The following is a 24613-nucleotide window of genomic DNA, read 5'->3' as shown; positions in this document are numbered from 1 at the left end:
TTATTGGCACATTGAATAATTATTGATAATGAATCACCGTACTCCTTTGTATATCTTATGCGTGCTGTTGTTGACGGCATTTTTCTCATGCGTCGGCACAGCACCGACCAAAGAGGTGCGCTTTATCGATTCTTTAAACCGGCGGGCATATGCTTACCGTTATAAAAACCTTGATTCGTCTTATCTTCCGGCAGAACAGGCATACGGACAGGCACGCCTTTACCAACAGGGGAAAGCGGAGGCATGCAACAATTTAGGTTTTTGTGCTTTTATGCAAATGGACTTTGAACGTGCCGAAAAAACATATAAGGAGGTGTATGGCCTTACCAAAAACGAGCTGGAACTGCTCATTGCCGATATAGGTCTGATGAAAATCTATCAGCGCACAGGCATGAATAAAGAATATTATGACTACCGTAACAGCGCCGTCCGGCGAATGAAACGTATCCGTGAAGACAGCACCGTGTTCACCGACAAATATGAAATGCTGCGTGTGAATTTCGCTTTTACGGAGTTTTTCATCGTTTCCGCCGTCTATTACTATTATCTCCAACAACGCCCCGAAGCAATGGCTTCGCTCGATAAAATCCCTCAGGACGAATCCTTACGGGCAGATACCAGCCAATACCTGTATTTTCATTACATCAAAGGATCGGCTTCTCTGTGTGATGGAGATACGCCGGACGAACGTAAACTCGGTGAATTCGACGAGCTCTACACCACTTGGCGGTTGGCTTCCCGGAAAGGGTATCTCTATTTTGCCGGAAACGGTATGCAGGGATTGGCCGACCGGCTGACCCCAAAAGATAATTTCGAACTGTTTCTTTCCAGACGTCCGCACGCCCTGAAACAGTTGGGTATGCCCGTCGATTCCCTATTGCCGTTGAGATTGGCAGAGAAAGCGCTGGAAATATTCAGAGAATATGACGATCTGTATCAGATAGCCGGTGCATACGTCTCCATCGGAAAATATCTGAATGCCCACGGCCGCTATTCCGAAGCCCTCGATTCGCTGAGCAAAGCCCTGAAATGTGTCAATCAGCATCATCTTCTATATTACCACCACGCTACGGATACGCTGGACAAGTTGCAGCCTTTTGTAAAGGCAGATACGATTTTCACCGAGATGACGTGGATAGGGCAGGAACGGGTGAAGACCGTGCCCGAATGGATATCCCGTATCCGCGAACAACTCAGCGTCTCTTACGCCGGTTTGGGTATGAAGCCGGAATCCGATTATAACCGGAATATCTATCTGGATATCCTGAACGATACCCGTCAGGACAAAGAACTGGAAAGCCGCTACGCTTATCTGGAAGCGGAATCGAAGCAACTGAATATCGTACTTTTCTTTGTTGCGGTGGGATTGCTGTTGGTTGTCATTTTATTCTGGATCTTCAATAAGCGTTCTAAAGTAAGAAACCGTATCTATACGGAGCGGTTACAACAAACACTGACATTATGCCGGGATATAACGGCTTCCATCCCAATGAATCTTCCCCTTGTTCAGGAAGGGATCGACCGCCTGTTCGGGCCGAACAGGATAATTCTTGAAGTCAATGAAGAGGGCAAAGCAAGTTTCATCCCCAAACACCGGTTAAACCGCGACGAACAGGCCCTGATACATGTACTGACTCCCTATGTGGATTGGGCTATGGACAACGAACAGACCATCGCTTCGCTGAGCGACGAACGCAACCAATTGGAAAAGCAACGGTATGTCTACGAACAACACATTGCTGCCAACAAACGCCAGAACCTGATAAAAAAGGCATGCCTTGCCATTGTCAACGGCATCAATCCCTATATCGACCGCATACTCAACGAGGTACGCAAACTGACGGACAAAGGATTTATCAATGATCCGCTTATCAAAAAAGAAAAATACCAGTACATCGACGAACTGGTAACCACCATCAACGAATACAATGACATCCTCGCCTTGTGGATCAAAATGAAACAAGGTACACTGAGCCTGAACATCGAGACTTTCAGCCTGAACGAGCTTTTCGAACTCCTGTCAAAAGGCCGGAGGGCATTCGAAATGAAAAAACAGACACTCGATATAGAGCCGGCTCCAATTTTAGTGAAAGCCGACAAGGCCCTGACTCTTTTCATGATAAATACACTGGCCGAAAATGCCCGGAAATATACTCCCGAAGGAGGAGTCGTGCGAATCTATGCCCGTCAGACAGAGGAATACGTGGAAATATCGGTGGAAGATAACGGACGCGGCCTTTCGGCCGAAGACGTATCCTGCATCATCGGCGAGAAAGTATACGATTCGCGCGCCATCGGCATGAACGTCACGAAAACCGCCGAAGACGCGGAAGCCCTGCGGTTGAGCAAGGGGAGCGGCTTCGGACTGATGAATTGCAAAGGGATTATTGAGAAATACCGTAAAACAAACGACCTGTTCCGGGTGTGCATGTTCAACGTGGAAAGCGAACCGGGACATGGAAGCCGGTTTTATTTCCGGCTGCCATTGGGAATACGTAAGGCCATAGGTATACTATTGTGCATCCTACTGCCTGCTTGCCTGTTTTCTTCCTGCACCGGAGGGACAGTACAGGCTACCGGTCCGGTGACAGGCGATTCTATCGCAACGGTAACGGATCCGGATTATGAAACTCTGCTCAATGAAGCATCCGACTATGCCAATGCCGCCTATTTTGCCAACGTAGACGGGTATTATGAAGATGCGCTGGTATATGCCGATTCGGCCATCATGATATTGAACAGGCATTATGAAAAATATGCCCGCCATCCGCAGAAATATATGAAACTGGTCGGCGAAGAAATACCCGCCGAACTGACTTGGTGGAACGAAATGTTCGATTCGGACTTCCATGCCATCCTGGATGTGCGGAATGAAGCAGCCGTCGCTTTTCTGGCACTGAAACAGTTGAAAGGATACGACTATAACAATGCAGCTTTCACGGCACTCTACAAATTGCAGAGCGAAGACCAGTCATTGGAAGGATATTGCCGCGAACTGGAGCGTTCCACTACCAATAAGATTGTAGGAGTTATCCTCTGTATTCTGTTATTCGTTATCTCGCTGGCCGGTTACTATCTCATCTATATACGCAAGCGTTTGCTCAACAGGCTCAATCTGGAACAGATTCTCGAAATCAATAAAAAAGTATTTGCCTCTTCCCTGATCCGTGCGCAGGAATCCGCCGAAGCCTTGCAACGCGAAGAGGATACCTTGAAAGAAATCCCCCAACGGCTGGTCAATGAGGCTTTCGACTCCATCAACGAGTTGCTTACAATCGACCGGCTCAGCCTTGCCGTATACAATGAAACGACACACCGGCTCGAATTTGCCTCCAATCCCGGACTTGAAAGGATGCCGGAACTTATGCAGCAATGTTTCAACGGACAGCAATATCTGTCCGACGGGCTTTCACAAGCCATTCCGCTGGTGGTGGATGCCGGTGGAGAACATCAATGTGTAGGCGTACTCTATCTGGAACGCCGGGAAGGGACAACGCAGGAAACAGACCGTCTGCTGTTCGAGTTGGTGGCCCGCTATGTGGCCATCGTGGTGTTTAATGCAGTAGTCAAACTGGCAATAAAGTACCGTGACATCGAATCGGCACACGAAGAAGCGCAACGTGCCTCGTGGGAAGACAGCATGCTGCATGTGCAAAATATGGTGCTCGACAATTGCCTTTCGACGATCAAGCACGAAACGATATACTACCCCAACAAAATCAAACAGATCGTAGGACGCCTGAATACACAAAACCTTTCGGAAGAGGAAGAACGGGAAAATGTAGAAGCCATCAGCGAATTGATAGAATATTACAAAGGCATTTTTACCATACTGAGTTCGTGCGCTGCCCGGCAATTGGAAGAGGTAACCTTCCGCCGCAGCACGATTTCCGTAGCCGACCTGTGCGAATATGCCGTGAAATATTTCCGGAAAGCAAGCAAAGGGAAAACAAGCCGGATCGAATTTCTGACGGAGCCGATAGAAAAAAGAATCATCGGAGACATCAACCAGCTTCGTTTTCTTCTTGAAAATCTGATCGACGAAGCGCTCACCGTCCATGAAGACGGGATATTAAAATTGCATGCTGCAGAAGACGGGAATTACATCCGTTTCCTCTTTACCGATACGCGTCGCGAAAAGAGTGTGGACGAACTCAATAAGTTATTCTATCCCAATCTGGCCCGAATGACCTCCGGTGAGAAAGGGGAACTGAGGGGAACGGAATACCTGATATGCAAACAGATCATCCGGGACCATGATGAATTTGCCGGACGCCGCGGATGCCGTATCAATGCCGAACCGGCACAGGAAGGAGGCTTTACCGTTTACTTCACTCTACCGAAACGGTAATGACAACCGGTGTAAAGCCACATAACAATATATCTAATGAGTCATAACAATATATGTAACGAAACGATGGAAGATAAGAAATTTAAAGTAATTATCGTAGAAGATGTAAAACTCGAATTGAAAGGCACGGAGGAGATATTCCGCCACGAAATACCCAATGCGGAAGTAATCGGAACCGCCATGACCGAAGCCGAATTCTGGCCGTTGATAGAAGCCCGGCTACCGGATCTGGTACTGCTCGATCTCGGTTTGGGAGGCTCGACAACAATCGGAGTCGATATCTGCCGCAATATATTCAAACGATACAAAGGAGTTCGTGTACTTATCTTTACCGGCGAAATATTGAACGAAAAACTCTGGGTCGATGTGTTGGATGCCGGTGCCGACGGCATTATCCTCAAAACAGGTGAGCTATTGACCAAAACAGACGTGCAGGCCGTAATGGATGGCAAAAAGCTGGTGTTCAATTATCCCATACTGGAAAAGATTGTGGACCGCTTCAAAGCGTCTGTTGCCAACGATGCAAAGCGTCAGGAAGCAGTTATCAATTATGATATAGACGAATACGACGAACGTTTCCTGCGCCATCTGGCACTGGGATACACCAAAGAGATGATCGCCAACCTCAAAGGCATGCCTTTTGGAGTAAAATCACTCGAAAAACGACAGAACGACTTGGTAGGCCGGCTGTTTCCGAACGGCGAGCGGGTAGGGGTGAATGCCACCCGTCTGGTAGTGCGTGCGCTCGAACTTCGAATTCTCGATCTTGACAACCTCGAAGCCGATGAAGAGTAGCAAATGGCGCATGCCCCATCCGGCCACTATGTTTTTTGTGCTCACGATGGTGGTCGTACTTCTTTCATGGATATTCGAAATCTATGGATTGAGTGTGACGCTGCCACAGACAGGAGAAGAGATCCGTGTGCAGAGCCTGCTCAGTCCGGAAGGGATTCGCTGGCTGTTACGGCACATGGTCACCAACTTCACCGGTTTTGCCCCTTTGGGGATGGTGATTGTAGCCATGTTCGGAATCGGTGTGGCACAGCATTCCGGATTTATAAATGCATGCATTCGTCATGGAATTCGTGGCAAGCAGGATAAAGACAAGATTATTCTCTGGGTGATCCTCCTCGGATTGCTTTCGAATGTAGTGGGTGATGCCGGTTATATTATTTTGCTTCCCATTGCCGCCACCTTGTTTCATTCCGTCGGTTTGCATCCGGTAGCCGGAATCATAACGGCTTATGCCTCTGTAGCCTGTGGATACAGTGCCAATATCGTATTGAGCACCATGGATCCGCTACTTGCCCGGACTACGGAAGAAGCTGCCGTGGCCGGCGGGATAGAACACGGTGATACAGGGCCGTTGTGCAACTATTATTTTATGTTTGCTTCTACCTTTCTCATAACGGCCGTAGCCTATTGGGTGACCCGCCGGAAGCTGCTTCCGGCAATGGGCACTTATGAAGGTAGCACGCACTTCGACGGTTATAAGCCACTCTCCCGCAAAGAACGCCGTGCTTTGACGATGGCGGTGATCGTGGGGGTGATTTATGTGGCTATCGTACTGTGGTCCACCTTTTCTTCTTATGGCATTTTACGCGGAGTAAGCGGTAACTTGATGCGATCTCCTTTCATTATGGGTATTCTATTCCTCCTGTCATTGGGAGCCGGGTTGATGGGTACGGTTTACGGTTTCAGCTCCGGTCGTTATCGCACGGATGCCGATGTCATAGACGGACTGGCCCAGCCGATGAAATTGTTAGGCGTTTATTTCGTCATCGCCTTCTTTGCGGCACAAATGTTCGCCTGTTTCGAATATTCGCACTTAGACAAATGCCTCGCCATTATGGGGGCCAATCTGCTCTCTTCTGTCGAGTTTGGCAATTTGCCTACCCTTGTTCTGTTTATCCTGTTCAGTGCCATGATAAACCTCATCATGGTATCCGCCACCTCCAAATGGACATTTATGGCTTTCATCTTTGTTCCTATATTTGCCAAAATGGGGGTTACGCCCGATGTGGTGCAATGTGCTTTCCGCATCGGAGACAGTGCCACCAATGCCATTACTCCCTTTTTATTTTATATGCCCTTAGTGTTGACTTATATGCAGCAATACGATAAGCAATCCTCTTATCTCTCTCTTTTGAGGTATACATGGCGGTATTCTGTCTACATATTGATAAGCTGGACTTTGTTGTTTATTCTGTGGTATTTAACAGGCTTACCATTAGGTTTATAGCCTTTTCCCGGACAAATGGATACAAAAAAAGTATAGAAATGTTTTTGATATTTCACAAAAAGCATTACCTTTGCACCGCAATTAAGGATGGTTCCGTAGCTCAGCTGGATAGAGCAACGCCCTTCTAAGGCGTGGGTCAAGCGTTCGAATCGCTTCGGAATCACGAAATAAAACCGCAAACAGCTAATTATAAAGCTCTTGCGGTTTTCTTATTACATGAGTTGCACAACATTTGCACAACTCATGTATTAGGTTAGCATCAAAATTGTAGAAATGTTGGTGAACACCTATGAAATATATTGTTTCGTATCTCATTGGTTGTTATGCTCTCAATAATTACACACTATGTTACGCTGTTACGGTTACGATGGTGTTATAAGTATTGATATTCATTTTATTATGTCAAAATGGAGCGTAATATTTGTTTGTGTGGTATTGGACTTCTTAGAAAATACTAAGATGTTACGGTGTTAGGGTTACGGTATGTACAAAGTCATTTATTTACAGTACTTTATGTTGATTATTGCCGTAATATCGTTCATTATGGTATCGAAAGAGGGAGTCCCATTTCTGAAACTCCCTCTCTTTGCTTACAAGGCTATTTCACCTTTGATAAATAGTTTTCCGCTTGTTCCGCCGCTTCTTTCTCATCAAAGCCCAAGATGAGGTAATGATAGGTTAGGGTTGTCTTTACTCGCTCCAGCAGGAAAGCACGTCTTTCTACGCTTGTTTCCGGTTCGGATGCTTCCTATACCATGTGGTTACATCCTTGCCAAACGGCATCTGCAAGAATGGCGGTGTTCAGTTCCGTACCGTTCACCGTTACCGTGCCTGTCACTACATTGCCGTTCAAATCTCTAATCTCGCCTGTGTTCGGGTCGAATGTTCCTACTACTTTATCCATGATTTAATATTTAGTTCGCCCTCTTATAGCTTCGGGCATTGCTTTGTTATAACCAATCAAGCGACTTTCTTATTTCCTGTATCTTCTCAATCGTGGTTTTGCCCACGTTGCGATACTTCATAAGTTCACCGTCCGGAATTGTGCGCAACAGGCTTACATCTATAATCTCGTGTCCGTTCTCGTAGCGGATGATGTTCGCCTGTTTTAGCGCACTCTTTGCCATTGTCAAAACTCTATCTTCGTTCATATCGTTATTATTTGGTTGCCCTCTTGCAGCTTCGGGCGTTGCTTCATATTTTTGTGTAGTTGCTTTCCAAAGAAGTGACTCCTATAAAACAGCTTAGTGCTTTCATTAATTCACTGTCAAACTTGCTGAAAGCATCCCAAAATCCGGAAAACTCTTTATCTACGTCTGTACCATATTTTAGATATACTACGTTTGAGACAGTTTGATAAATGTCACTCAATCGGGCACGACATAATAGTAATGCTTTGGTTTCTTCGCTTATCTGAATGTTGGCTACGTTATTGGCGCAACTCTCATCTATCAATTTCTTTTCCATGACTGTATGTATTTACATTTTCTAATTTACTATTTGATATGCTTCCAATTTCTTGGTAGTAAATATTCACTATTATGTTTTTTGCAATCGGCTAAACTTTTTATAAAGTCTTTCATCGTCTCTTTATCGCATAAGATTATTTCCATCATAAAAGATATCCAGTTTGCGGCCAGCGGTATACATCATCACCAGCCCAATTATATTACTCAAACAATATTCGCTATTGGTTGCCAGTAGCAGGATAATACCTACTACCAGCAGAAAGATATAGAGTTTCATTTCTCTTTTGATAATGCGGTTATCAATTGGTTGTAGTTGGTCAATATGTCAATAACACCAATCAACAAATCTTTCTCCCTCTCTGTACTTGCGTGTACTTGGTACATTAACATGATAATAGACATCGCATCACAGATAAGTGCCTTATAAGGATCGGCGCCATTGTCCCTTAATTCTTGTATCAGGTGTTTGGCATCTTCATTCAGAAACATGGCTTTCAAGGTTTAGGTTATTACGTGGATTTACTTTTCTCACTTCGTCAAGGGCAATCTCAGTAATCGTATTGCCTATTGTATGCCCTATCTTACACATCATTTCGCAAATATCATCGCTCATCGCTTCATACTCTTTTTTATCATCAGCAATGGGAGTTTTTTCATCAACGCCAACACTTTCTATAATTTTTTCTACTTCTACTTTAAATTCGGCTGCTGCTCTCATAGCACTTGCCAACTGTTCGTTAATCTCTAATGGAAAATACATAGTTTATATTTTAGTGATGGGGTAGATTTAAACTACCCCACTGGGTTAATTATCCTACTTTGATTAAATTCGCTATTTTAAAGCTTCTGAAAGTTACTTTCTCATTATCGTAGTAAGTTATAAGGCTCTCGTTCTTTTTGCGCTCTGTGCCCTTTGTTTCGGGTATTAAGCCCTCTTTCAAAGTACCCCATGCGGTGCGAATTTCACCGTTCAGTTTTTGATAGCAGAACTTTACTATACCTTTCTTCAAAGCCTCTTTCAATTTGAGGACTTTCCAACTTTGTTTCATAGCTTCTGCCATTGAGAAACCGTACACTTTTACGAGCATCCAAGCCTGCTTCATTAACTCTCTCATTTGATTTTTGAAATTCGTTGCCATAATCTTATATGTTATTAGTATTTATACCCAAAATAATTTTCCCAAAGGTCAATCTCTACCTCAAAAGAAGCTACGCACTCAGCTTTGCTTTCTTCGTACATGGCGAATACTTCTGCTTCACTCATTATCAATACCTGTTGGTATTCTCTGCACATCTGGTTTAAATCTTCTTTCGTCATAAGGCTTATATCTTATTGTTTAACTTTGATAATGCAAAGATATAGTATTTACTTTAATAAACCACGAAATAAATAAAGAAAATACTTATATTTAACATCTATTATTAAAGTAAATACTATAACAAACAAACTATTCACTTATATTTGCACTACAAATATTAAAGGATATACTTATGAGGATAAAAGAAGTAATAAAAGAAAAAGGTTATACCCAAAAAGAGTTTGCCGAAAAGTTGGGTATGAGTACTGTGGGGCTTGCTCAGATTGTAGCTGGAAAACCATCATACACTACGTTGGAAAAGATTGCCGACGCTTTAGGTGTAGAAATATGGGAGTTGTTAGTATCAAAAGATGAAATTGTAGGTAAGAAAGACGGTCTTTCTCTCACTTGTCCGCATTGTGGAAAGAATATCAATATCAAAGTAGAATAGACTAAAGTAGAAATAGCATTATAAATTTGCTTTTTGCAATTTGCTTTTGTACGTTTGTGCATTACTAAACTTGAAAAAGTTATCATGCGAAAAATTATATTCTTGCTTTTAATAGCCTTTGGATTATCAGCTAAAGGGCAAATAATAACAGATACAGAATTTAAAAAGTATCAAGGAAAGGAACTTATTTTCAAAAAGAACAAAATAGATTACGTGCAATCAGCTTTAAAGTTGAAAGAATTGTATAGCCTTGATAAAAATAATGCCATAACAAGGTCTATTGTGATAGATTCGGTATCTAAATCCAAAAATGAAATTTATGTTGAAATAAATAATTGGTTTATTCATTCCTTTAATGATGGTAAGTCTGTAATACAGTTAAACGATAAAGATGCAGGATCAGTAATTGGGAAAGGGTATATTCCAGAAATTGCAAGAAATTTTATGGATGGGCAAATAGTAAATTCATGGATAATTATACGTGTTGACATAAAAGATAATAAGTTCCGAATAACAACTACTATACAAGAATATGAATTACCTATAGGCGATACGCTTTATAAATGGCAACCCAATGAATGTTATCCATTCAAAGAAGGTTCTTTCAAAAAAACGACTGCACAAGCTTTTGTTAATAGCCATATTTGGTCGCAAATCGTTATATTAAAGTTGAAAGATGCAATTCTAAAAGGTGTTACCAATGTCGATAATTGGTGAAATCTATAGGCTGAACAGATGAAATAATTATAAAGCCCGTCCCAATAATCACCGGAACGGGCTTTTCATTGTCTTAATTAAACGGTCACGCTTCACAGCGGTACACTATTTTTAGAAAGTAGCTGCGGAAAGTTCTTTAGATATACGTTCCACCGCTACCCTTATCTTATCGTATTGCTTTTGTCCGGCTGCTGTCACACCGGAAGTGTATTGCCTCATCAATGAAGCGTTGATACCTGCCAACTCCGCAACCTTAGTAACATTCAGAAATGAGAAATAGTTGAAAAAGGATTGCATGTCATACTTGTAGGTAAACTCCAGTTCCGGCACCTCCTTGCCTTCTTCTGCCTGCATCTCCTTTATTTCCTCATACGCTTCCATCATATCCTTTTTGGCGGCTTCTGCCGTGTTTCCATATCCAGCCAAACCAAAGCCGGGTAAATCTTCCTCGGCAAAGCATGAGTAATACCCATCGCTCGCCTTTTCCATGATAACAGTTACTTTCATATCCAGTTCTTTTAAAATAGGAGTACGGCACTATTACCGTACCCCATTGCCTCAACAAAAACAATCTTTCCACCATGAAGCGCAAAAGGTAGGGGGATTACTCCCCCAAAAGAACCTTTCTTGCTTTACGTTCCATTCCGGTAGGTACTTCTTGTTTGCCATGCCTTGACAAAGCGAACTTGTTTCCCGTCTTAGGACTGTACCAAATATCGTGGTTAGCCCCATGCCTAAGAACGTAACAACCTGCTGCGGTAAGTTCCGCAAAAAATTGATTGTACTTCATAATGTAAAAGACCGTTTATTTATTAAGACAGTGCAAATATAGCGTTTTTGCTATAAACCACCAAATAAAAACATAACTATTTTGCTATATTTAGAAAAGGGGCAAATGCTGCTCCATTGAAAAGCAGAACAGGCTACAGCATATCAAGAAGTATTTTCCGAAGTCATACGCGCGTACTCCAAAGTAATCCACTTCAGCTCGTTTTCAGCCGTTCCTTGTCTTTTTTTATAGCATCGGCAAATTCGGCATTTTCTAACCGTTTTTCCGCGCGTATGACCCGTAGAATAATCTTGAAACAACGCTTGTTTTTCGCTTGATTTCACGCATACGCATCATTACTTGCTATAACCCTACCAAATAAAAATATAACTATTTTGCTATATTCATAAAAGCCTTATATCCCAATTGATACAAGGTCTTTTATAACTAATTGATTTTCACCAATGGTCATTTTGACCTATGGCTATCTTAGACTCCGCTTCATATCGTCCGTATTGGCAAGTATTTTCGGGCTGTTCTTTGCCATTTTCCTGACGTCTTCACTGATTACCATCCTTTCGAGATTTCCACTCGCTTGCAAGTCCCTCATATCGTCCACTATCATTTTTAACTCGGAAACTTCCTTTGTTAAGGAATCCAGCTTTGCGTCAGGGAATACAATATTTACCGATTGGTGGCTATTGGATGCCACTTCTTTTGCTTGCCCTGCAATGTCCGGCAAATTAACGGTCGGGCTTGTTTCTCCTGTTATCAGTGGCATTTTTTCATTAATCATTGAAAGTAAATCTGTTTGCATGATGCTTTGATTCTTTATTTCCTCCCCGGCAATTTGTAAAGCTGTAAACCTCCCGTTCAGTTCTTCGCCTGTATCTTGCGACATGGTTTGGAAACCCTTTGATGTGGAAGATTGCGAAGAACCTTCCGGCTTAAATATGTCAAACCCCTGCTCTTTGGCTGTCTGCTGGTATTCTTCCAATAATCTATTGGCCAGTTCCTGTTGGTTTATCGCATCCCCTACAAGATTATTGAGAATCCCCGTCCACTTGTCGAACTTCTGTTCATCGGACAACCCGGTATTCTGCATCACGTCCATCATCTTATTTTGCGCTTTCTCCAGCAAGGGGGCAAGGGTGGCAAAGTAAACCATCTGTTTCGCCAACTTCTCCAGCATATCAGAGACTGAATCCGTGAATGCTTGTGCCGCATCCGTATCATTGGAGAAAGCATCTACGAGCGCATCCGTCATTATACCGCCCAACTCACCGAAAATATCAGTAAAATAATCGTTGAGATGATTATAAGCTTCTTCCGCTTGTTGTGCTAAATCTATCATGTTCTGCAAGGCGGATTTACTTTCATCTGACATTTCACGGATGTTTATTATAGTTTCTGCCAAACTCTTATCAAACTTGCCATTGGCATCCACTAACTGAGGGTACACGTCAAGGATAGAAGAATAGATGTCTTTCCCTTTTCCCCAGCCGAACAGTCCGGTTTTCTTGTGTCCGGTTTTTATCTCAATGTTGGCAAGTCCGGCATACGCCTTTTTGAGTTCCGCTTGTGGGTTGGAAACACCGAAGAACTTTTTAAATAAAGCGTCTTTAGATTGGCTTTGCTTCTGATCTGTTGTTCCGGTCAATTCCTCTTTTAAGTCTGCTACGGTTTCTTTCATCACCTTAACGGCATTTGCCGCCTTTCCGTAGGCATCCGTTCCGAATATCGTAGTAGCTTTCTCGTATTCCAAATTCTGCTGCATCAAAAGAAGATTGTATTCTCTTTGTTGGGCTATGGTCTCGTTCATAATCGCCCTTAAAGCCGCTTTGTGCCGGGCGTTGGCTGCAAAAGCTTGGCCAATGAAATTTGCCGCTTCGCCAATCGCTGCGCCTATGCCACCGATAAGACCTCCTTTGGCAAATCCTTGTCCGATGTTGGAGACTGCACCCATCACCTGTTGTATTCCGTTTAGGGCATCCGCTACTTCGGTATTCCCCATTTGGTCGAACATATCGGCCAGTTCTCCGGCTGCATTCTCTGCCGCACCGCTTATTGTTCCTATCGCGCCGGATATTTCCTTGAAACCTTTAGCTCCTTGAAGCCCTGCGAATCCCTTTTTGAATGTGTCAAAGATACTTTCCCATTTATTGCCGCTTCCCTCACTGGAACTTCCCAACAATTTATCAAGAGCCTTTTTTAGCTTATCCAATTCAGCCGGACTTTTCTCTATAGCTTCAAGCTGATCTTTTGAAATGAAGGTGATACCTTTTGAGTCACCATTGCCGGAAAGGTATTCTTTGAGTTGTTTAGCCTGATCAATGAGGTTTTGAAGCGTACCGAAGGACATAGAAGAAACATCACCAAATAACAATTTAAAGAAACTATTATCCTTGGTGGCCGCTGCCGCCTGCGCATCATTGACTTGTTGAATGCCTTCTTTCATTTTGTCCTTGGCCACATTTATAGCACGGTCTATCTCTTCCGCATTGGCATCCGTGCGCTGTGCTTGCAAAGCCGCTATATCCTCATTCCCCTGCCGTTCTACCTCCGTTCTCTGTGCATCATAGTCTCGGTATTTGGCAAGCAGGTTATTAAGTAGTGTTTGGGTGTCCTTTTCCTGCTTTTGATAGGCTAAGGAGTATTCCTTGTCAAATCGTGCCCTATCTTCGGGTGATAAGGAAGTTATCGAAGTGGTAAACTGCAAGTTCTTCTTTTTGAAGTCCGGGTTTTCTTTCTCCCATTGCTTGCGCTCCTCATCCTGCAACTTTTGTAAAAGCTCCCGTTCTTCCTTTTGGATTTCATTATATCTCTTGTCATAATCCAGTCGTATTTGCGCAAGTTGCTTTTCCGAACCGTCTGCCATCAGGTCTATTTGCTTTTGCCTGATACTGATTTCGGATTTAGTAATAATATCTTTGATTTCCTGAGAGGCTTTTTCTATCTCTTTGGATTGCGCATAGGAATCAATATAGTTAGAGGTGGCAATCTTATCCTTTTCGCCTGTAATCGCTTTTAACTTGGCTTGTTCCGCCTTTATTTCAGCCTCTATTCGCTTATAATCCTTTGGGTTAGTGACTTTCTTCAAGGATTGCTGTTTAAGGCTTATGACAGCTTCTATAGCTTCAATAGAGCCATCTATCATTGTTTTAGTGGTCTTTGCTCCCATAGATTCCAAAATCTTCCGTTCCTCCTCGGAGAATTGGGCATATTTCATCACGAGTTCAGTACCGGACTTTATGAAATCATCTGCCTGTTCCTGTGCTTTCTTTTTTTCCGGGTTGTCATAGCTTCTTGTTTCCCATCTACCATGAAATAATGTTCCTGTATAATGCTTGTATGTTTTCTTATCCGGCATGGCATCCGCTTCCATCATCTTTTGTACAGCTTTCTTGTATTCTTCCGCTGCAAGTTCCATCGTGGCCGCAGCTTTGGCTCGTTGCAAAAGTCCCATGATGAAAGTGTCTTTGTCTGTATTGAAAAGCCTTTCCGCTTCTGCTGCATCGTTTACAGAAACGCCCATGCTGTCAATGGCATTCTTGTTTTCTAAGATGAATTTCTTCTGTGCATCAATATCACCGCCTAATCGCTTCCATCCTTGCGATAAGCGTTCCAGCGTGGATATGACAGTACCGGAAGTTTCACCTACTTTCTTCTGATAATCTTCCAGTGATTGATAAGTTTCTGACAATGCTTTCTTGGCAGTAAATAAAGAGCCTACCCAGGATATGATTTCTTTTCCATAAAGAGAAAGTACCGTCACTCCGGCAACTAAAGCTGTCTGCCACGAAAACAAGGAAGAAACAAGCTGTTTCCATACCGGAGTAGCGTTCTTTCCTTCCGCTATGAGGTTTTTATATTCAGTTCTTGCACGTTTCAGTTCATCGGCCAGCATGGGTAAGTTGTTGCTTATCGCTAAAAAGAAAGTATTCGCACCAACAGCCAAAGATGGCAGTTCCCTTGCCACCTGCTGCACCTGCATACTTAGGCCATTCCAGCCGGAAGCATAGTTGCCAACATTCCTTTGGAATCTCATAGAGGCCTGCTCCGCTTCGGAAAGTTCCTTTGTGACAGCCTGAATACTTGCTATCAGTTCTTTGCCGTAAGCCCCGTTACGCTGGCTTCTCCCCAAAGAATCGTACAAGGCGTTAAGATTGCTCAGTTGTGCTCTTAGAGCCTTTATAGAGCCTTCCTGCAAGTCCTGTACCTTTTTCGTGTTTACATACTCCTTTTGCAAGGCTCTCAACCCGTCAAGTTCTATCTTTCTTTGGGCATTGATGGTTGCAATCTCGTTCGCCTTTCCCTGCCCGGTGGAAGATTTCCTTTGAGCCTCGGACATGGCTAACCACTCTTTCGTTAATTTCTTCGACTGTTTTTCAAGTTCTGCCAAAGAATCGGCTTCCGCTTTGAAGTTGTCCGTAGCTTTCCCGGTTTCCTCCGTTTGTTTTTTGGTCTGCGTGATAAGGTCGTCAGCTTTTGCTGCTTCTTTTGCCATCAACTGCACTTTGGAAAGAATGGATTCCAATTTGGAATATTCTTCTTTCAACTTTTCAAGCCGATTTTGTAATACTTTTATCTGTGGGGAATCAGAGGGCATCTTTTCTATCTCCTTCCTCAATTTCCCTATCTCTTTGCGGGTCTGTACAAGTTTCTGCACGTCCGCTTCAAATGTAAATTTTAATCCTGCCATAACAATCAATTACCTAATTTCGTTTCTAATTCCCTACCAGCGTGTTGAGCGGCACCACTCAAAACATCAAACCCCTTAGATTCCACGAATGAAGCATAAGGCATTCCATCAGCCAATATCAACCCGTTCTGTGGCTTTTCTCCATTGTTGATGAAATCCTCAGTTTCTTTTCTGGCTTCCGCATGATTTCCGTCTGCCGGAACTTCCATCTTTATAATTTCCCCATCTTTAACCACCGCATAACCCGGAGCGTTCCGAAGGTTATGCGTATGGTTTTTATATTCTCCGTTTTCTTTGGCGAACCGCACCGCATCGAGTCCGACATCGGCAACGGTATCCCAAAGTTCGTCCTCCCATTTATCCACCTCGTCAAAACCGGATAAGTCTTTATCTATCTTCATTTGGGTTTGGCGGTTAAGATAGAAAGATTTTCGGACATTGTTTGCAATTTCTTCAAAGAGGAAAAAATGTCTCCATAGAGTGTTACCAATACTTCTATGAGTTCTTCCTTACTGCCTTTGGTAAACGAAAGTTTCTCTCCACAAAGAGCGGACAATCCTTTTGAAAGCGTACATTCACCTTTCTTGCTGAACGCATCTTCAAGGTTATTACTTGCCAATTCTCCAAGTATTTCATTGGCTTTGATAATGTTATTCACGCTTGGCGACTGCATCTCATAGACACGTCCACCGATAATAAATGTTCTAAGCATATTCTTAAATATTATTCAATATTACTATCTTTATCTGTTTCCCAATATTTACGCCATAGAGCCGCTTTTTCTTCGTTTACACCGTCTTTTTCATACTTGGCTATAACTTCCCTCTCCGGTCGGAGTTCTGCCATTGCATCGCCCCAAATCATATTAGGATGTTCCTTGCCATCAACCGGAAATGTCTTACGAGCTTCGAGTATCACTATCTCGCCATCCTCAACGGTGTACTGTATGAAGTAAGACGGCTTAACGCCCTTGATATGGGCTAATAACTCTTTAACCTTATCTTTCATACTCATGCCTCCCGTATTTTCTCACGTATTCAGCAAACGAGGAATCCGTATCACGTTTTCCTGTTTCCTTATAGTAAGCATCTACATATTGTGTGCATATCTGCAACCATTTCTCAAATGCAGGCTCACCCGGTTGGCCGTTCTGCGCATCTATCCACAATTCTATAGGAATGTCCGGGTAATCTACTTGTCCCTTGATTGCGCCTAATATGGTATCAATCTTTTGTTGTCTCTCTTCTTCTGTCATTGGTTAGCCTTTTAATTCGTTCTACAATCTCGTTTACTACTTCATCCGGTGCAGCGTCCAGCAATTCAGTTAGCTTTTGATATTCAGCCTCCAATAGTTCTTCCGGGCTTACAGATTGCATCTTTGGCGTGACGTACTGCAAAAGGTTTGATATAACCCGAACACGTTCACCCGGTTCTAAATCATCTAAATCGTCCTCGAACTTTTGGCGGTTGTCGTCAATAACTTTTTGAATCCACTCTTTTACCGTACCCGAAATTCTGTTGGGCGTTCCTTTGGTTCTACCGCCCAGCCTCCCTTTTCCGTCACCTTTCTTTCTACCCATATTTTACTACTTTAGTTGAATTTAGAAAACCGGGTAGATCATCCGAAGCAGACCTACCCGGAATTGTGTTATACAATCTTGGCTAATATTGGTATCAGTTCTTTGATTGAATAGTTGGCCACACATGCACTCAACGTTCCACCATCTTCATGTTGAAAATCTGTATCCGGATCTATTCCATCAATACAGATAATAGCCTCTTCGGTAAGTGTATGGTCTGGATTTTGTGCATGATGAACTGTTATTTCCAAACTGCTGTTAAAGGTATCAAGGGTAATCCCTCCTTCCGGGACTGGCCCACTTGCCATTTTCAAAAGTTGAATGGCGAAATCAATAGTATCCTCCTTAGTCATGTCAATTGATAACACCTCGTTGTTTTCTACTCGGATACTCCCATGTTCGGAGAGCATAAGACACACGTGTTCGTCTACCGTACCTTGAATACTACTTTTGTCTACATAACCTACTTCAATTTGATGTTTCCCTGTTCCAAATACTGTTTTTTGTTTCATAATTCTGTTCTTTTAAAAATTAATATTGTTTTTACTCTAAAATATCGCTGTACTCTTATCTTGTTTGAGATTTTAGCCACTTTCTCCACAAAGACGAGCATCTATTACCTCGCATGAAAAAGTGGCTTAAATCTATTCTTTCCACACTTCACATATAAAACCTAACTCTCTTAACTCATTCATCCGGTATTCTTGTAATGGTCGAGGCTTTTCACCCGGCCGCTTGACTTCCACGAAGAAGGCTTTACCATCCTTCAGTACCAATAAATCAGGAATCCCGTTTTTATTCGTGAGAATCAGCTTTACTACGTAATAGCCTTGCGCCTCCAGTCGCTTTATGATACGAGCTTGTATTTTACTTTCCAGTTCTGCCATGACTATCTCGCTTTCTTATTGAACCATGAAAGGGTAAAGTCCTGCTTTCCGTGTACCGCATCCAATATCTTGCTTTCAATACCACAGTCAGAGCAAAGGAAGTAAACCTCTGCCGGTGCAGTACGTTCTTTCGATACAAGCCTGTTTCGTCCCTGCTCGTATGACAGGAAACTGAACTCCAGATTGAAGAATATCAAAGCATCGGCTGTATCAAGTCGAACTCCTTCACGTGCCCGGCGAACCTGTGAGATAAAAACCTTATCCGTTGATAATTGAAACACTTCCGGGCTATCCGTCCAGTTCTGGAAAACAGACTGCAATAACTCCGCTTCCGATTGGTACACATAGAAAAGTGCAACCTTTTTCCCTGCGAACTGCTTACAGACAAATTCAGCTTTGCTTTTGTCAAACGTCAAATGAAGCCCGTTTTCAGCAATTACCGTACCGGATGATAACTGATGTAGTTTGGTGAGTAACTTAGCCGGAGTGTCGCCTAAAATGGCATTTCCATCTATTTCTACCATCAAGTTGTCTCGCAAAGAAGAAATATACTTCCCGGTACATTCATTCATTGGTACTGATAACATATGCTCGTTTATGTTCACCTCAAATCCGGCTTGTTCCTGTGAGTAGCCGATGAACAAGTCTTTTGTGTCCCGGTCTATCTTCGCTTTGTCCGCATGGCTGTAGTCGTTGATGAAATAACCGTTCACTTTCTTCTGCTTCACGTTCACATAGACCTTTGCCCACTTGTAGAAAGTCTTGTACTCTTTCCACGGAGAGGATGAACATACCCAGAATTGGTGATATAATTGGCTGTAACTTTCTGGTGATGGTGTGCCGGACAAATACAAGACGGGCAACCCTTCGCAAATGGATTTTATTTCCTGAGTTCGTTTGCTTGGTTTGGGGTATGCACCCAGCGAGTGAGCCTCATCAATAATCACAAGGTCGTACTTTCCTTTTGCTTTATGGCAACTTTCATAGTTGACAACATCCAACTTGAAAGACGGTTTCAATGCTTCATAATCAGTTTTAATACTTGGTATAGCCTTTAACTTGGTGATGAATAATACACTCTCAGCATCGAAGTTATCAGCGGTAGACAATGCCGTGATAGTCTTTCCCGTCCGGCATTCCATTGACAGGTAACAGCAGCCGAATGCCACCAGTTTATAGGCGGCTTGTGTGGCTATATTGTTTTGATATTCTCTTAATTTCATACGTTTACGTGAATTTGGTTAATAACTCCTATTTCAGTTGCATAAGCGAGAACTTCGCCTACTGTCATTCCTCTTTTTGCGTGACGTTCTCTAAGAAGTACATCGGCGACATCCCAGTTGTCCGGTAAACCTTCACACGCCCGACTTACGGTTACATCTATGCCATTACTTCGTAAGATTACTGCTTTTTCTTCCCATTTTGCCAACATCCCGGCATCAGGGTATAAGACTACTCTTTTACCGGATAACGGTTGATTAACGCTTGTTTCTGTCCATTTACACCCATTACATCCACCTGTTGCTATCCAAGTTATTTCAGGCATCAAAACAAAGCATATAAGGGCTGATTTTTCACTTTCGACAATTCCCACACGAGAAGCCTTTTTAACCAAATGGCAACCAAAGAAAGTTTGCTGCAGGTTGGCTTCATAGTTTCCAAGAAGCGTTTTTCCGGCAAACCAAATCTTATCCATCGGTCGGGTATCGGAAATGTACTTTTGAGCCTTGTCGCTCCATAACTCCGCTTGATCCTGTTTCTTCATTCGTTTTCCGGTGAAAGGATTATACGCCATTACTTTCAATTGACACAGCCGGCCTTTATCATCAATCTGGGGAAAGGTAGTTGCTAACCCATCGTTATTTCTCCAGTGCCGGGATGTTCCTACACGATAAGCATCAAAGACACGGTTTGCCTCAGCATTACCGAACTCTTTAGCCATGAACCGGAATAGATTGTTCTTGGCCCGGTGAGTATCAGTTGCCAATAATGAGGATGGCAAGTAAGATACAGGAATCACTTTTATAGGTTCTGGTTGTTTCCAAGTTGCGAAGTCGGCCCGGTCATTCTCCGGGTGTGTCTTGAAATATTCCGAAGGTGTCAGGTGATAGCCACAACGTTCACGATTGCAACGTCCGCACGATTCATCAATAGGAACATTTCTTTCATCAACATAAAGAGTGAACTCTTTCTTGTGTCCACATTGAGGGCATGTGTGCCGGGTACTCATTCCGGCGTATCTTTGAAGATGATATTTAGATTCGTTCATATATCAAAAAGTTAGTGTAAATCACCCATTTTTTCAGTAAGTATAAAATACACTATAAAACAGGTGTATATTTGGTGTAAATTCAGTGGATATACGGTGTATTTGGTGTAAGTGTATGGGGCTATATATATAGATAGCCCCGTACACCTCCGTATATTACACTACCTAAAAAGGTAACTCCGAAGGTCTATTATCTGTCGTTGGGAGGTGATACATGCCTACCTCATTTTTGATAATCAGATTCTTTTCAGTAGCGGCAGACACCCTCTTTTTGGCAGCATCAATTTTGATATTAGCTATCTCCATTATCTTGCCGCACAAATCCGTATAGGAAATCGTATTGGGGAGTTTAGGCATAGCATCGGTGATAACCTGCTTTAACTTATCCGTCTTGGATTGTTTGCCAACATATTCGGTTGCTATCGGCAACCCTTCCGCAATAGCAAAAGCAAATTCAGGTGGTCGCATATCCCTTGTTTTCGCCCATTTACATACGGTTACATCTCCGTCTGCCTCTGCAAAGATTGCCGTTTCACACTTTCGTAGAGCTTCCGCCCCGAGATGTCCCCGGGCTTTCTCACTACCAACATTAGCGTGAATGACGGTCAGAATATGGCAATCGTATTCTTTGGTTAGTGCCATCAAATCATTAATCACCGATGTGGATTGTTCGGAACTGTTCGGGTCGGCTATAAGGTCACTCACTCCATCGAGAACTACAAAATCGGGATGATATACTTTCATGCACGCATCAAAAATCTTATGTCTCATTGGCGGTTGAAATTCCCTTAACATGTGAATGATAATATTCTCCGAGTTGATGTTGGTCGCAAGCCCGGCAATGCGGTGTAGTCTCCTGCCAATCTTAGCAACGTGTCCCGCCGCTTGTTCTGTATCAATCCAAAGTAGTTTTCCGCTCCCGTTGGGATTATCCAACCCCATACAACCATCTTCATTTAAAAATGAACCGGCAATACCCGAACAAAGAAAACTCTTTCTTGCACCCGGTAGACCAATAACAAACGAAAAGTTTCCTCGTGTACATACGGGCAAATCTCCTTTTGATACAAGCATTTGAGGGTCAGGGATATTCTGTGATAAGTCCAAACGGCTATTTTTGATTGCAGCCATGATATCGGATGGAATTTCACTAACAGGTTTTTCAAATTCGCTCACAATCTGTTTTATAGCCTCACTCATTATAACCTCCTTTCCCAGCCAACCAATAAAGCTTACAGCCATTAGGTAAACGGTAATCTACTATGTTCCAACCTTCATTATTACGAAGAACGGAGATAAGCTTTCGGGCATCATTTGTCCCTGCCAAAGAATTGAGTTCCTTAGCGGTAAACTTGCCACCGGATAAAAATAACTTTCTGACTGATTGGATAAGTCGTGCGGAATCAGTACCTTTGTCTCTATAATCGTGCCCAAGATATTTGGAGTTGTTCTGTTGATTTTTCATAGGGCAACTCCTTTCTTATTTGCTGAGTATAATGTCAATATCAGACTGTTTGTACAGTCGTTTACCTCCGACCTCTACGGGTGTCAGATAGCCGGTTTTACTCCATCTCCATAAGGTCGAGCGGCCAACATGTAACTGCTTACTTGCTTCATCTGGAGTGATATAGGTTTCTTTTTTCTTGGCAAGAATAGTGTTTTCTAATTCTTCTTTAGTAGTACGAATTAGATGATTCGCAAATTGCAATAGGTCATTTGCACCAATCGTTATTGATACATTTGTACCACTTTGAATGATTTCGTTTAAACTCATAATTTTGCTTTTGAAATTCGTCTTTCCCCGATAGGTAGCTACTGCTATCGGTTGTTTGACGTAAGCAAAATTATGACGTATGTGTTTTGTGTGCAACGTATTGCAACGATGTTTTGCGTGCCCAAATCTGCGAATATATTTGTACTTTTGCGGTACTTGTACAAATATATTCGCACAAGTAGACACGCATTCATGTGTTAAAGTTCTCTAATATGGCTTTTAACCTGCAATAATCTGAACTATTTTCCAATCGTTTTATATCCGATTGGGCTAAATTTATGGGAGTATAACGCTTATTTACGAACATCAATGGAACTAATATTTTAGCGTAAAACCACATCATTTCGCTTGAAAATAGATATTGTATGAAATATCTTAATAGCTGTCCGTTCTTCTTCCACATTATTGGTTTATATGGCACATCTTCTTTATACAGAGGTATACCGAATAGAACTCTAAAATATGCTAAGTTAGTATCATTGGCAACAAAACCATACCTCTTTAATTCATTCAATAAAGCTGCTGTTTTATCGTTGTTTGATAGTCTTGCAAAACTGAACGTAGTCCCTGATGTTATTAAATTGAAATATGATTGTATATCATGCAATGGTTTTTCTCTTTCTCTTTGTAATAAATCCCTATAATAAAACAAATCTACCTCTATATCATTCATATTTACAAGTTCTTTTTTATAATATTTTATTTCTCTATTTTGAGTTCTGAATCAACTCTATATTCTTCACAGCTCTATTTTGAGTTCTGAATCAACTCTATATTCTTCACATCCAAAAGCTGCACACATGAGTATAAAGCGTTCTTTAATACCCATATTGGTGTACCTTTCTACTGCACCGCTATTTTTAGCATGAAGCCCAGCAGCATATTTATTAACTTGCACCTTGTTCATCAAATCAACATGAGTTTTGCGAGCGAGTTTGCTGCTTGCGACTTCATAGATAGATTTATATTCGTTAGTTCCCAATGCCGTACTGAACATTGCTACTTTCCGGCTTATCTCACAGTATTCAAGTAGCTTTTTTATCTGATAATTGTACCCAGTCTCACCATTACCATCAGGGTAATAGGGTAGCAAAGCACTGTCTGACAGTTCACCTTTATATTTCATAATAATATCATAAGCAATGCGAATAATAGGAGTTTTTATCTCAGTACGTATAAGTCCATCCTTGTGTGTTTTTTGAGGTAAGTAATGAATGTAAGGTATTCCTTCTTCAATGCCAATATTATCAAAAGTAAACCGTCTAAAGTCTCCAACACGACATCCGAAACAGCATTGCACTATAAATAAGTCTTTTACTCGTTGCAATGATTCCGGACAATCTTTAGTCAAGACTGCATTAAATTCTGCTTTAGTCAGGAAAATCGGTTCATCGTATTGCTGCTTCATTATGGCCTCTTTCTCCTTTCCAATTTTGCGAAATGGAGACACAGGGATAATATCATTACTCTCAAGCTCTACCATGAATGCTTGAAGTAATAGGAGTTTTTCAGCTATTGTATTTTGACTTCTCTTTTTTGATGGTCTATTTCTGCTGTTCATGTCCACATATAACCCCGGATATTTATCCACTAATTTATATTCAGTGCGCAGGAACTCACGAAATTTAAGAATAGTATCTTTATTAAAATCTTCCACTGAACAACCATCAATGCCATTAATGATAAAGAATCGTGTTAGTTCCCGGATAATTACATCATAGTGCTTCTTTCTGCCAGCACCTATAACGCCAGTATCTAACCAACCATTAACATAACGCTGGAACATTTCGCATAGTGATTCTTTTTCGTGCGTGATATTATACTTTTCTGGATGGAGATGTTTATCAATTAGTTCCTCTAACTTCTCACTTGTTAATTCTTTATTTCCCCCATATAGTGACAGGACAAGATTCTTTCTTTCATTGATGGAAGCATTGAATTGAGTTCTTTCCTCTAATTTAATGACACTTTTTGCTTTGTATTGTTCGTTCTTTGCGTCCCAAATATTTGGTAATACCATTATTTCGGATTTATGGAACAATTGTACATTGCGCCCATCGGACAAACGGAATCTTACGTTTACTTCTTTGTCTTTTTTTCAGTT

30 protein-coding genes and 1 tRNA gene are annotated in these 24613 nt (G+C 42.1%); 6 read left to right on the top strand and 25 right to left on the bottom strand.

What is annotated here, in order from left to right:
- Positions 1-28: 28 nt before the first annotated feature.
- The 4 genes from QVP90_RS13655 (at position 29) to QVP90_RS13640 (ending at position 6756) form a co-directional block, all read left to right on the top strand.
- A complete protein-coding gene (locus tag QVP90_RS13655) occupies positions 29-4351 on the top strand; it encodes a DUF5113 domain-containing protein (RefSeq protein ID WP_021936749.1) in 4323 nt (1440 codons plus the stop codon).
- A gap of 66 nt (positions 4352-4417) precedes the next feature.
- Positions 4418-5146, top strand: a complete 729-nt coding sequence (locus tag QVP90_RS13650) for a DUF5932 domain-containing protein (protein WP_025819045.1) — start codon at positions 4418-4420, stop codon at positions 5144-5146.
- Positions 5136-6593, top strand: a complete 1458-nt coding sequence (locus QVP90_RS13645) for an AbgT family transporter (protein ID WP_044094005.1) — start codon at positions 5136-5138, stop codon at positions 6591-6593. The genes QVP90_RS13650 and QVP90_RS13645 overlap by 11 nt, the downstream gene beginning before the upstream one ends.
- Positions 6594-6682: 89 nt before the next feature.
- Positions 6683-6756 (top strand) — tRNA-Arg (locus QVP90_RS13640).
- Positions 6757-7341: 585 nt separating this feature from the next.
- Here QVP90_RS13640 and QVP90_RS13635 read toward each other — a convergent pair.
- The 8 genes from QVP90_RS13635 to QVP90_RS13600 form a co-directional block, all read right to left on the bottom strand.
- Entirely contained in the window at positions 7342-7497 is a 156-nt protein-coding gene (locus QVP90_RS13635) for a hypothetical protein (RefSeq protein WP_021936748.1), read from the bottom strand.
- Positions 7498-7543: 46 nt separating this feature from the next.
- Positions 7544-7744, bottom strand: coding sequence for a hypothetical protein (locus QVP90_RS13630; protein ID WP_021936747.1), 201 nt, complete (start codon positions 7742-7744; stop codon positions 7544-7546).
- 43 nt (positions 7745-7787) lie between these two features.
- On the bottom strand, positions 7788-8060 hold the full coding sequence (locus tag QVP90_RS13625) for a hypothetical protein (RefSeq protein ID WP_021936746.1): 273 nt from the start codon (positions 8058-8060) through the stop codon (positions 7788-7790).
- A 123-nt stretch (positions 8061-8183) separates the two neighbouring features.
- On the bottom strand, positions 8184-8339 hold the full coding sequence (locus QVP90_RS13620) for a hypothetical protein (protein ID WP_021936745.1): 156 nt from the start codon (positions 8337-8339) through the stop codon (positions 8184-8186).
- Positions 8336-8551, bottom strand: coding sequence for a hypothetical protein (locus QVP90_RS13615; RefSeq protein WP_021936744.1), 216 nt, complete (start codon positions 8549-8551; stop codon positions 8336-8338). The genes QVP90_RS13620 and QVP90_RS13615 overlap by 4 nt, the downstream gene beginning before the upstream one ends.
- Positions 8538-8822: a hypothetical protein gene (locus tag QVP90_RS13610; protein WP_021936743.1), complete on the bottom strand. Its 285-nt coding sequence runs from the start codon at positions 8820-8822 to the stop codon at positions 8538-8540. The genes QVP90_RS13615 and QVP90_RS13610 overlap by 14 nt, the downstream gene beginning before the upstream one ends.
- Positions 8823-8871: 49 nt before the next feature.
- Positions 8872-9201, bottom strand: coding sequence for an SH3 beta-barrel fold-containing protein (locus tag QVP90_RS13605; RefSeq protein WP_021936742.1), 330 nt, complete (start codon positions 9199-9201; stop codon positions 8872-8874).
- Positions 9202-9215: 14 nt separating this feature from the next.
- The gene (locus tag QVP90_RS13600; protein WP_021936741.1) at positions 9216-9380 is read right to left on the bottom strand and encodes a hypothetical protein; all 165 of its coding nucleotides are present in this window, start codon (positions 9378-9380) and stop codon (positions 9216-9218) included.
- Positions 9381-9553: 173 nt separating this feature from the next.
- Between QVP90_RS13600 and QVP90_RS13595 the strand changes: the two genes are divergently transcribed.
- Positions 9554-9811: a helix-turn-helix domain-containing protein gene (locus QVP90_RS13595; protein ID WP_021936740.1), complete on the top strand. Its 258-nt coding sequence runs from the start codon at positions 9554-9556 to the stop codon at positions 9809-9811.
- Positions 9812-9895: 84 nt separating this feature from the next.
- Positions 9896-10528: a DUF4468 domain-containing protein gene (locus tag QVP90_RS13590; RefSeq protein ID WP_021936739.1), complete on the top strand. Its 633-nt coding sequence runs from the start codon at positions 9896-9898 to the stop codon at positions 10526-10528.
- A gap of 111 nt (positions 10529-10639) precedes the next feature.
- On the opposite strand, the gene QVP90_RS13585 is transcribed toward QVP90_RS13590, so the two are convergent.
- The 17 genes from QVP90_RS13585 to QVP90_RS13510 all read right to left on the bottom strand — a co-directional run bounded on the left by QVP90_RS13585 (position 10640) and on the right by QVP90_RS13510 (position 24529).
- Positions 10640-11035, bottom strand: a complete 396-nt coding sequence (locus tag QVP90_RS13585; RefSeq protein WP_021936738.1) for a type II toxin-antitoxin system HicB family antitoxin — start codon at positions 11033-11035, stop codon at positions 10640-10642.
- Between the two features lie 97 nt (positions 11036-11132).
- A complete protein-coding gene (locus tag QVP90_RS19890; RefSeq protein ID WP_005652458.1) occupies positions 11133-11318 on the bottom strand; it encodes a type II toxin-antitoxin system HicA family toxin in 186 nt (61 codons plus the stop codon).
- Positions 11319-11781: 463 nt separating this feature from the next.
- Complete coding sequence (locus QVP90_RS13580; RefSeq protein ID WP_021936737.1) at positions 11782-15999, bottom strand: hypothetical protein; 4218 nt, start codon at positions 15997-15999, stop codon at positions 11782-11784.
- A 5-nt stretch (positions 16000-16004) separates the two neighbouring features.
- Positions 16005-16400 carry a hypothetical protein gene (locus tag QVP90_RS13575; protein ID WP_021936736.1) on the bottom strand — a complete coding sequence of 132 codons (396 nt, stop codon included), beginning with the start codon at positions 16398-16400 and terminating at the stop codon, positions 16005-16007.
- Complete coding sequence (locus tag QVP90_RS13570) at positions 16397-16711, bottom strand: hypothetical protein (protein ID WP_021936735.1); 315 nt, start codon at positions 16709-16711, stop codon at positions 16397-16399. Before QVP90_RS13570 ends, QVP90_RS13575 begins: the two co-directional genes overlap by 4 nt.
- 11 nt (positions 16712-16722) lie before the next feature.
- Positions 16723-17013, bottom strand: a complete 291-nt coding sequence (locus QVP90_RS13565; protein WP_021936734.1) for a hypothetical protein — start codon at positions 17011-17013, stop codon at positions 16723-16725.
- Entirely contained in the window at positions 16997-17254 is a 258-nt protein-coding gene (locus QVP90_RS13560; RefSeq protein WP_021936733.1) for a hypothetical protein, read from the bottom strand. Before QVP90_RS13560 ends, QVP90_RS13565 begins: the two co-directional genes overlap by 17 nt.
- A complete protein-coding gene (locus QVP90_RS13555) occupies positions 17223-17579 on the bottom strand; it encodes a hypothetical protein (RefSeq protein WP_021936732.1) in 357 nt (118 codons plus the stop codon). The genes QVP90_RS13560 and QVP90_RS13555 overlap by 32 nt, the downstream gene beginning before the upstream one ends.
- Before the next feature lie 68 nt (positions 17580-17647).
- A complete protein-coding gene (locus QVP90_RS13550) occupies positions 17648-18091 on the bottom strand; it encodes a hypothetical protein (RefSeq protein ID WP_021936731.1) in 444 nt (147 codons plus the stop codon).
- A 132-nt stretch (positions 18092-18223) separates the two neighbouring features.
- Complete coding sequence (locus QVP90_RS13545; RefSeq protein ID WP_021936730.1) at positions 18224-18466, bottom strand: VRR-NUC domain-containing protein; 243 nt, start codon at positions 18464-18466, stop codon at positions 18224-18226.
- Positions 18467-18468: 2 nt separating this feature from the next.
- Positions 18469-19689, bottom strand: a complete 1221-nt coding sequence (locus tag QVP90_RS13540; protein ID WP_021936729.1) for a DEAD/DEAH box helicase family protein — start codon at positions 19687-19689, stop codon at positions 18469-18471.
- On the bottom strand, positions 19686-20735 hold the full coding sequence (locus QVP90_RS13535) for a DUF6371 domain-containing protein (protein ID WP_021936728.1): 1050 nt from the start codon (positions 20733-20735) through the stop codon (positions 19686-19688). Before QVP90_RS13535 ends, QVP90_RS13540 begins: the two co-directional genes overlap by 4 nt.
- A gap of 165 nt (positions 20736-20900) precedes the next feature.
- On the bottom strand, positions 20901-21977 hold the full coding sequence (locus tag QVP90_RS13530; protein WP_021936727.1) for an AAA family ATPase: 1077 nt from the start codon (positions 21975-21977) through the stop codon (positions 20901-20903).
- Positions 21928-22200, bottom strand: a complete 273-nt coding sequence (locus tag QVP90_RS13525; RefSeq protein ID WP_021936726.1) for a hypothetical protein — start codon at positions 22198-22200, stop codon at positions 21928-21930. The genes QVP90_RS13530 and QVP90_RS13525 overlap by 50 nt, the downstream gene beginning before the upstream one ends.
- Before the next feature lie 15 nt (positions 22201-22215).
- Complete coding sequence (locus tag QVP90_RS13520; RefSeq protein WP_264380856.1) at positions 22216-22509, bottom strand: helix-turn-helix domain-containing protein; 294 nt, start codon at positions 22507-22509, stop codon at positions 22216-22218.
- Positions 22510-22699: 190 nt separating this feature from the next.
- Entirely contained in the window at positions 22700-23182 is a 483-nt protein-coding gene (locus tag QVP90_RS13515; protein ID WP_021936724.1) for a hypothetical protein, read from the bottom strand.
- Between the two features lie 66 nt (positions 23183-23248).
- On the bottom strand, positions 23249-24529 hold the full coding sequence (locus QVP90_RS13510) for a phage integrase SAM-like domain-containing protein (RefSeq protein WP_288204518.1): 1281 nt from the start codon (positions 24527-24529) through the stop codon (positions 23249-23251).
- Positions 24530-24613 lie beyond the last annotated feature (84 nt).

It is taken from the genome of Bacteroides sp. CAG:189, from assembly GCF_000432295.1.
Classification (GTDB): Bacteria; Bacteroidota; Bacteroidia; order Bacteroidales; family Bacteroidaceae; genus Bacteroides; species Bacteroides salyersiae.
This window is presented reverse-complemented; position numbering and strand designations above follow the sequence as displayed.